Origin of the sequence: Actinomadura rubrisoli (genome assembly GCF_004349215.1) — a bacterium.
Classification (GTDB): Bacteria; Actinomycetota; Actinomycetes; order Streptosporangiales; family Streptosporangiaceae; genus Spirillospora; species Spirillospora rubrisoli.
The window spans coordinates 1-8,887 of record NZ_SMKU01000374.1 but is presented as its reverse complement, the minus strand read 5'-3'; the positions used below and the strand labels follow the sequence as shown (position 1 = coordinate 8,887).

Below are 8,887 nucleotides of genomic sequence, written 5' to 3'. Positions count from 1 at the left end.
GAAAGGGGTTCGGGGGCGAGCCGCAGGATCGGGCGCGTTCCCGCGGGTGGCTCGGGGTGGGCCAGGTCCGGTGACTGGGCGAGGATGCCGACCTCAAGCCGCCGGAGGGCGGGGCCCGGGTCCACGCCGAGCTCCTCGGTCAGGACCGTGCGGGCGCGGCGGAGGGCCGCCAGAGCGTCGCCCTGGCGGCCCGTCCGGTACAGGGCCAGCGCCAGCAGGCGCCACGCCTCCTCCCGCAGCGGGTTGGCGGCGGCGTGGGTCTCCAGGTCCGGGACGGCCCCGGCGGCGGCCCCGAGCCTCAGCATGGCGTCGGCGCGGCGCTCGACCGCGAGGCGGCGGCGCTCGTCCAGGCGGGCGGCCTCGGCGGCGGCCCAGGGCAGGTCGGCGAACTCGGCGTAGGCGGGCCCCCGCCACTCGGCGAGCGCGGCCTCGGCGCGGCGGCGGGCACCGGACGGGTCGCCCGCGTCCAGCAGCGCGGCGGCCTCGTCGATCAGCGCGTCGAACCGCCAGGCGTCCACGTCCCCGCCCGGCAGCCGCAGGGCGTACCCGGGCGCCTCGGTCACCAGCACCTGGGCCGGGGTGCGGGGCGGACGGCCCGGTTCGAGCGCCCGCCGCAGGTGGGACACGAACGACTGGAGCCCCGCCGCGGCGCGCGGCGGGGCCGTGCCCGCCCACAGCTCCTCGACGAGCCGTTCCGCCGGGACCATCCGCCCGTGCGCGGCGACGAGGCGCGCGAGCACCGAGCGCCGGCGGGGACCGCCGAGGTCGACCGGTGCCCCGTCCACCGCCGCGCCGAAGGCGCCCAGCACGCGTACCGCAGTCGTCATGTCCCGACCAGCCTAAACCGGGACATGACGGCCGCGGTGCCGACCCCGCTAGCAGGTGATCATGCGTGGCTGGGCTGCGGCTCCCGGCCGGCCTCCCCGGCGGGCTCGGTGCCGCCGTGCAGGTCGATGTCCGGCAGGACGCGGTCGAGCGGCCCCGGCAGCCACCAGTTCGCCCGTCCGAGCAGGCTCATCACGGCGGGCACCAGCACCAGCCGGACGACCGTCGCGTCCAGCGCCACCGCGACCGCCAGGCCCACCCCCATCTGCTTGATGATCAGGCCGGGGTCCATGGCGAAGCCCAGGAACACCGCGACCATGATCAGCGCCGCGCTGGTGATCACCCGGCCGGTCGCGGCGAGCCCGGTGGAGACCGAGCCGCGCGCGTCGCCGCTCAGCTGCCACTCCTCCCGGACCCGCGAGAGCAGGAAGACCTCGTAGTCCATCGACACCCCGAACAGCACCGCGAACATCAGCAGCAGGATGAAGCTGGACACCGGCACGCTGTGCGGGAGCCCGAGCAGCGTCGCGCCCCACCCCCACTGGAACACCGCCGTCAGCACCCCGTACGCGGCGCCGATCGACAGCAGGTTCATCACCGCGGCCTTGAGCGGCGCCAGCACCGACCGGAAGACGATCATCAGCATGATGAACGAGGTGGCCACGACGACGCCGATCACGGGCCAGAGCCGGTCGGACAGCACCCGCGACAGGTCCACGTACACGGCGGTCAGCCCGGTCACCTCCGTGCCCGGCGGGAGCGCGTCCGCGCGGATCCGGTCGACCAGCCCGGTCACCTCCTTGTCCTGCGGCCCGTACTTCGGCGTGACGAGGATCACCGCGGCGCTGCGGTCCGGGGACATCTGCGGCGGTGCGACGGCCGCGACGCCGTCGATGCGCGCCAGGCGGCCGCTCAGGCCCGCCAGCGCGCCCTGATCCACCTTCTTGAGGTCGACGGCGACCAGCAGCGGCCCGTTGGCGCCGTCTCCGTACCCCTCGGCGAGCAGGTCGTAAGCCTGCCGGACGGTGTTGGACGTCGGCTCGCTGCTGGCGTCGCTCGGCCACGTCCGCATGCCGGCGGCCGGAGCGGCCAGCGTGAGCATCAGAACGAGCCCGGCGAGCAGCCACGGCCACGGGCGCCGCCCGACGTGCTCGGCCCAGCGCCGGACCCGCGGCGACTCCGCCGAGATCGTCGCGCCGGGCGCCCGGTCGCGGCGGCGCAGCACCCGGGCGCCCGCGAGCCCCAGCACCGCGGGCAGCAGGGTGACCGCGCTCAGCACCGTCGCCGCCACGACCAGCCCGGTGGCGAACCCCATCGTCATGAAGACCGGGATCCGGGACAGCACCAGCCCGCACAGCGCCAGCAGCACCGTGAACCCGGCGAAGATCACCGACTGGCCGGCGGTCGCGATGGCGCGCCCCGCCGCCTCCGGGACGCCCAGGCCCGCCGCCAGCCCCTCGCGGTGCCGCGTGAGGATGAACAGCGCGTAGTCGATCCCCACGCCGAGCCCGACCATCATCGCCAGCGTCGGCGCGGTCGTCGCCACATTCGTGAACGCCGCCAGCAGCGTGATCCCCGACACCCCGACCCCGAGCCCGGCCAGCGCCACCACCAGCGGCAGCCCCGCCGCCACGATCGACCCGAACGCCAGGAACAGGATCACCAGGGCCGCCACGATCCCAACGGCCTCGGCGACCCCACCGGGCGCCGTCACGTTCTCGGGCACCTGCCCGCCGAACTCCACCTGGTAGCCGGCCTCGTCGAGGCTCTCCGTGGCACCCCGAAGCTTGTCGAGCGTCGGCTTGGGCGCCAGGTCGGTCACCGGCACCGAGTACCGCACGGTGATCAGCGCGGTCGCCCCGTCCCGGCTCGGCTGCGGCGGCGCCACCTCGCTGACATGCGGAAGCCTGCGCAGCTCACCACTCGCGGACGCCAGCGCCGCCTGATCGACCTTGCCCGACTTCGCATGCACGACCACCCGGGCATCCGCGCCCGACAATGCAGGGAACCGCTCCTTCAACAGATCGGTCGCCTTCTGCGAACCGCTCCCCGACAGGGTGTAGTTGTCGTGCAGGGACCCGCCGGCGACCCCGGCGACCCCGGCCACGACGCCGACGAGCACCAGCCACACAATGACGAACCGCCAGGGCCGCAGCGCCGCGGCCCTCCCCAAGCGGTAAAGCAAACGAGACATCAGTTCTCCTTTTATTGCATTGCCCTCGGCGTCAGGCGCCAGAGCGCCTTCCTTCAACGGGCAATGCGGCGATCGCTGGCATCGCTTCGACTCGCCTAGCGGCTCGCTGCGCGATCAGGTTCTCGCAAGCTCGAACCTGGCTTCGCACGCGATCGCAACGTTTCGGGTTGTCGACACTTAAGCCAACAACAAGCTCATTGCGGTCCCCTTGCTGTACTTATTGCACTGCCCTCGGCGTCGGGCCCTGGGGGCCCTCCTTCAACGGGCAATGCGGCGATCGCTGCATCGCTCCGACTCGCCCAGGGGCTCGCTGCGCGATCAGGTTCTCGCAGGCTCGAACCTGGCTTCGCACGCGATCGCAACGTTTCGGGTTGTCGACACTTAAGGCAACAACAAGCTCATTGCGGTCCCCTTGCGACCCACTTGGCGCCGACTTGCGACGGGCACCCTCTACGCTGGGGGACGTGAGCGAGTTGAACGCCGAGGACGCGAAGATCATCACCCTGGCGAGGTCGTCCAGGGCCCGCGCGGGCGCCGCCGAGGGCGCCGCGGTCCGGGACGAGACCGGCCGCACCTACACGGCCACGAGCGTGGACCTGCCGTCCCTGAAGCTCTCGGCCCTCAAGGTGGCCGTCGCGATGGCGGTGTCCAGCGGCGCCGAAGACCTGGAGGCCGCCGCCGTGGTCACCCCCGCCGAAACCCCCGACCCGTCCGACATCACCGCCGTCCGCGACCTCGGCCCCAAGGCCCAGATCCTGGTCGCCGCCCCCGACGGCACCCTCCGCACCACCCTGACCGACTAACCTCCCGCCCCGCCAAGCCCAACCACGCGACGACCTCAACGTTGCGATCGCGTGCGAAGCCAGGTTCGAGCGTGCGAGAACCTGATCGCGCAGCGAGCCCCTGGGCGAGTCGGAGCGATGCAGCGATCGCCGCAGTGCCCGCCGAAGGAAGGCGCTCTAGCGCCTGACGCCAAGGGCACTGCAATAAGCAGAGCGTTGCGATCGCGTGCGAAGCCAGTTGCGAGCCTGCGAGCAACTGATCGCGCAGCGAGCCGCTAGGCGAGACGGAGCGATGCAGCGATCGCCGCATTGCCCGCCGAAGGAGGGCCCCCAAGGCCCGACGCCAAGGGCAATGCAATAAACACAGCGATCGCCGCAGTGCCCGTTGAAGGAAGGCGCTCTAGCGCCTGACGCCGAGGGCACTGCAATCAAACACGCCTTACTAGGACTGTGCCTACTCGGTTGCGGCGGCCGGCTATGGTCTCGGCTTTCAGGGAGAGGATGGGGCCGTCGCCGTTGTCTGCGGAGCCTACGCGGGCCGTGGAGCCTTCGATGGGGACGCGGCCTAGGGCGTGGGCTAGGAGGCCGCCTACGGTCTCGACCTCTTCGGCGTCGATGTCGGCGTCGAACAGTTCGGCGAGGTCCTCTACCGGTAGGCGGGCGGTGACCCGGGCGGCGCCGTCTGGGAGCCAGGTGACCGGCGGGGTTTCGACGTCGTACTCGTCGGTGATCTCGCCGACGATCTCTTCCAGGATGTCCTCGATGGTGACCAGGCCGGCGGTGCCGCCGTACTCGTCGATGACGACGGCGAGGTGGATCTGCCGGGCCTGCATCTCCCGCAGCAGCTCGTCGATCGGCTTGCTGTCGGGTACGTAGGTGGCGGGGCGCATCACCGAGTCGACCGTCTCCACCGACTCGCCCTCGCGGTGCTCGTGGCTGCGGCGGACGACGTCCTTGAGGTAGGCGATGCCGACGACGTCGTCCTCGTTCTCGCCGACGACGGGGATGCGGGAGAAGCCGCTGCGCAGCGCGAGGCTCATCGCCTGCCGCAGGGTCTTGCCGCGCTCGATGAACACGATGTCGGTGCGCGGCACCATCACCTCGCGGACGAGCGTGTCGCCCAGCTCGAACACCGAGTGGATCATCTGCCGCTCGTCCGGCTCGATCAGGCTGCGTTGCTCGGCTAGGTCGACCAGGTCGCGCAGCTCCGCCTCGGACGCGAACGGGCCCTCGCGGAATCCCTTGCCGGGCGTCAGGGCGTTGCCGAGCAGGATCAGCAGGCGGGGCAGCGGGCCGAACACCCGTGTGACCGGGTGGATCACGGCGGCGCCCGCCAGGGCGATCCGGTCGGCGTGCTGGATGCCGAGCGTGCGGGGGCCGACTCCGATCGCGACGTAGCTGACCACGATCATGATGGCGGCGGCGACCACGTAGGCGCGCCAGGTCTCGTCCAGCCAGGAGATGCACAGGTCGGCCACGATCACCGTCGCGACCAGCTCGCAGCCGATGCGCAGCAGCAGCACCATGTTGACGTAGCGGGCCGGGTCGGCGACGACCTCAGCCAGCCGGCGGGCGCCGCGCCGGCCGTCGCGGACGATCTCCTCCACCGTCACCCGCGACACCCGGGCGAGCGCCGTCTCGGTGCCGGCCAGCAGGCCCGCCATGAAGACCAGGCCCACCGCCAGGGCGGACAGCCACCCCTGCGCGGTGCTCATCAGCGGCCGCGTTTCTCCTGCCAGGAGGTGAGCAGCTCGGCCTGGAGGCCGAACATCTCCTTGTGCTCCTCCGGCTCGGCGTGGTCGTAGCCGAGGAGGTGCAGGATGCCGTGCGCGCACAGCAGTTCCAGCTCGTCCTCGGTGGAGTGCCCGGCCTCGCGCGCCTGCCGCTCGGCCACCGCCGGGCACAGGACGACGTCGCCGAGCAGCCCGGGGTCGGCGTCGCCGTCCTCGTCGGCGCCGCCCGACATGTGGCCGGGACGGAGCTCGTCCATGGGGAAGGACAGCACGTCGGTCGGTCCGGGCTCGTCCATCCACTTCTCGTGCAGTTCGGTCATCGCGGCCTCGTCCACAAGCAGCACCGACAGCTCCGCCAGCGGATGCACGCGCAGGCCGTCCAGCACGTGGCGGGCGAGGTCGGCGAGGGCCTTCTCGGCCACCGGCGCGCCCGACTCGTTCACCACCTCGATGCTCATCTAGCGCCCCCGCTTGCGGGACCCGCCGCCGCGGCCCGCCGCTCCCTGCTTGATCTCCGGCACCCGGGCCTCGTCGTAGCGGTTGTAGGCGTCCACGATGTCGGTCACCAGCCGGTGGCGGACGACGTCGTGGCTGTTCAGCCGGCAGAAGTGGATGTCCTCGACGCCGTCCAGGATGTCCTGGACGACGCGCAGGCCGCTCAGCTGCCCGTTGGGCAGGTCGACCTGCGTGACGTCGCCGGTCACCACGACCTTCGAGCCGAACCCGAGCCGGGTGAGGAACATCTTCATCTGCTCGGGGGAGGTGTTCTGCGCCTCGTCCAGGATGATGAACGAGTCGTTCAGCGTCCTGCCGCGCATGTAGGCCAGGGGGGCGACCTCGATGGTGCCGGCGGCCATCAGGCGGGGGATCGAGTCGGGGTCGACCATGTCGTGCAGCGCGTCGTACAGCGGCCGCAGGTAGGGGTCGATCTTCTCGTAGAGCGTTCCCGGCAGGAAGCCGAGCCGCTCCCCCGCCTCGACCGCGGGCCGGGTCAGGATGATCCGGTTGACCTTTTTGTCTTGCAGGGCGCGGACGGCCTTGGCCATCGCCAGGTACGTCTTGCCGGTGCCGGCGGGGCCGATCCCGAACACGATCGTGTGCTTGTCGATCGAGTCGACGTAGCGGCGCTGGTTCAGCGTCTTCGGGCGGATCGTGCGGCCGCGGCTGGACAGCACGTCCAGGGTGAAGACCTCGGCCGGGCTCTCGCCGCTCTCACCGCGCAGCATCGCCAGGCTGCGCTCGACCGCGTCGGGCGTGAGCTGCGTGCCGCCCTTGAGCAGGTCGACCATCTCGGTGAACAGGCGGGAGACCAGCTCGGTCTCGCCGTCGGGCCCGGTCACGGTGATCTCGTTGCCGCGGACGTGGATGTCGATGTCGCTGCCGAACGCGCGCTCGATCGCGTGGAGGAGCTCGTCACGGGAGCCGAGCAGGCTCACCATCGAATGGTCGTCCGGCACCACGATCTTGATCTGGGAGCGCCGGCCTGTGCGGCCGTCGCGCGTCGCGTGAGTTGATTCGACCATCAGCCGGGCCTTGCGGCCTCTCAGACCTGCCTTCTGTCTGCTCCGGGTGTCCAGGTGTGCTGCCTCCATGGTACTGGGCACCCGCCCTGGAACGCCGCCGCATTTCTGCTCGCGCCTACGCCGCGGCGCCCCCGATTCGGCGGGCCCGGGGCTCGGGAGATCGTCCGGCGGACGGGCGCGCGGGGCGTCAGCCGGGCGGCCAGTTCAGGCCACGGCCCCCGAGGATGTGCGCGTGGACGTGGAACACGGTCTGGCCGGCCTGGGCGCCCGTGTTGAACACGACGCGGTAACCGCCGTCGGCGACGCCCTCGTCCTCGGCGACCCGGTGGGCCTCGCCCAGCACCTCGCCGAGGAGCCCGGCGTCGGCGTCGGCGAGCTCGGCGACCGTCGGGTGGTGATCCTTCGGGATGACCAGCACGTGCGTGGGCGCCTGCGGGTTGATGTCGCGGAACGCCACGACACGCTCGCCCTCGCGGACGATCTCGGCGGGCACGTCCCTCGAAACGATCTTGCAGAACAGGCAGTCGGTCATCTGTCTCCTCACCGGGGCCGCCCGGAATCTTACCGGGACCGCTCCGGGGCATGGCCCGCGACGCCCCGGACTCGGTAGGGTCGCGCTGATCGATCTCCGGCTGTCGAGCCGCATTTCGACCGGCCACTGGCTAAGGTTGTCAACTCAGGCGTACCCCCCGGTTCGCAGGCATCGCGGCACGCCTCGGCCGGACGGGGCGCCGGTTCCATGCCGTTGCGAGGGCGACCATCCGATTGGGCGGCCGGGGGACGGCAAAGGCGGCGGATAGGTGACCGAGGCAGACCAAGAGATGCCCTTTCGTAAACCGGACGACGAGGGTGCGCGTCCCACTGACGTGACCGAGACCCTCGTGGCCAGGGGCACGGCGACGGCCGCTGTTGCCGTCGCCTGGGATGCCGACCAGGCGGTGACGGCGCTGTACAGCGCCAACTACCGCTCGCTGGTGCGCCTTGCCGCCATGCTCGTCCGGGACGCGGGGACGGCCGAAGAGGTCGTCCAGGACGCGTTCGTGGCGATGCACGGCGGCTGGCGGCGCCTTCGCGATCCCGACAAGGCCCTGTCCTACCTGCGCCAGTCGGTGGTCAACCGGTCGCGATCGGTGCTGCGGCACCGCGCCGTCGTCGAGAAGTACGCCCCCAAGGGCCTTCCCGACGCGCCGAGCGCCGAAGCGGGCGCCATCGGCGAACTGGAGCGCTCCGCCGTGATCGACGCGCTCTCCGGCCTCCCCGCCCGGCAGCGGGAGGCGCTGGTGCTGCGCTACTACGCCGATCTGTCCGAGGCAGAGATCGCCAACACGATGGGGATCTCCCGCGGCGCCGTCAAGAGCCATACGGCGCGCGGCATGACCGCGCTACGCAACGTCCTGGAGCAGTTCTCATGACCACCGGCCCCCATGACGAGCACGGCGAGATCCTCCGCCGCGCCCTGCAGGCGGAGGCTGACTCGGTCACCCCCGCTGACGATGGCCTGGAGCGCATCCGGGCCCGCATCACCGATGGCGGAGGCCGCCGCCGGTTCGTCCTGGAGCGGTTCGCGCCCACCTGGCTCGGGTCCGACCGTTTCACGATGGCCTGGGCGCGTCCCGTGCTCGCCGTCGCCGCCGCCGTGGCGATCGCCGGGATCGGCGTGACCGCACCGCAGACGATCGACCTCATCCAGCACTCGGTGGGCGCCAACGGCGCGTCCGGCGACGGCAACGGCGACGCCGACGGTGACCGCACCGACGCGCAGGGCCGCCCGATCCCCCCGGGCGACCCGTCGTCCCCGGGCGCCGGCGCGTCCGGGTCCCCGAGCACCAC

General features: G+C 71.9%; 8 protein-coding genes and 1 pseudogene. 3 read left to right on the top strand and 6 right to left on the bottom strand.

Features of this window, described 5'->3' with window-relative positions; all coding sequences use genetic code 11:
- A partial coding sequence (locus E1298_RS39960; RefSeq protein WP_131902590.1) for an AfsR/SARP family transcriptional regulator occupies positions 1-827 on the bottom strand: 827 nt, incomplete at its 3' end.
- A 59-nt stretch (positions 828-886) separates the two neighbouring features.
- On the bottom strand, positions 887-3,019 hold the full coding sequence (locus E1298_RS39955; protein WP_131902589.1) for an MMPL family transporter: 2,133 nt from the start codon (positions 3,017-3,019) through the stop codon (positions 887-889).
- A gap of 464 nt (positions 3,020-3,483) precedes the next feature.
- Here E1298_RS39955 and E1298_RS39950 point away from each other — a divergent pair, with 464 nt between their 5' ends.
- A complete protein-coding gene (locus E1298_RS39950) occupies positions 3,484-3,822 on the top strand; it encodes a cytidine deaminase (RefSeq protein ID WP_243726113.1) in 339 nt (112 codons plus the stop codon).
- Positions 3,823-4,229: 407 nt separating this feature from the next.
- Here the strand turns inward: E1298_RS39950 and E1298_RS39945 are convergent, their stop codons facing one another.
- From E1298_RS39945 to E1298_RS39930, 4 genes are all read right to left on the bottom strand, one after another.
- Positions 4,230-5,516, bottom strand: a complete 1,287-nt coding sequence (locus E1298_RS39945) for a hemolysin family protein (protein ID WP_131902588.1) — start codon at positions 5,514-5,516, stop codon at positions 4,230-4,232.
- On the bottom strand, positions 5,516-5,992 hold the full coding sequence (gene ybeY / locus E1298_RS39940; protein WP_131902587.1) for an rRNA maturation RNase YbeY: 477 nt from the start codon (positions 5,990-5,992) through the stop codon (positions 5,516-5,518). Before ybeY ends, E1298_RS39945 begins: the two co-directional genes overlap by 1 nt.
- Complete coding sequence (locus tag E1298_RS39935) at positions 5,993-7,057, bottom strand: PhoH family protein (protein ID WP_131902586.1); 1,065 nt, start codon at positions 7,055-7,057, stop codon at positions 5,993-5,995.
- Positions 7,058-7,244: 187 nt separating this feature from the next.
- Positions 7,245-7,589: a histidine triad nucleotide-binding protein gene (locus tag E1298_RS39930; protein ID WP_131902585.1), complete on the bottom strand. Its 345-nt coding sequence runs from the start codon at positions 7,587-7,589 to the stop codon at positions 7,245-7,247.
- A 334-nt stretch (positions 7,590-7,923) separates the two neighbouring features.
- On the opposite strand from E1298_RS39930, the gene E1298_RS39925 reads away from it, so the two are divergent.
- Together E1298_RS39925 and E1298_RS39920 are read left to right on the top strand one after the other, a co-directional pair.
- Positions 7,924-8,469 (top strand): SigE family RNA polymerase sigma factor, encoded by a 546-nt coding sequence (locus E1298_RS39925; protein ID WP_243726112.1) that lies wholly within the window; start codon positions 7,924-7,926, stop codon positions 8,467-8,469.
- Positions 8,466-8,887 (top strand): annotated as a pseudogene (locus E1298_RS39920) (hypothetical protein); the annotation flags it as partial. The gene E1298_RS39925 and the pseudogene E1298_RS39920, both read left to right, overlap by 4 nt.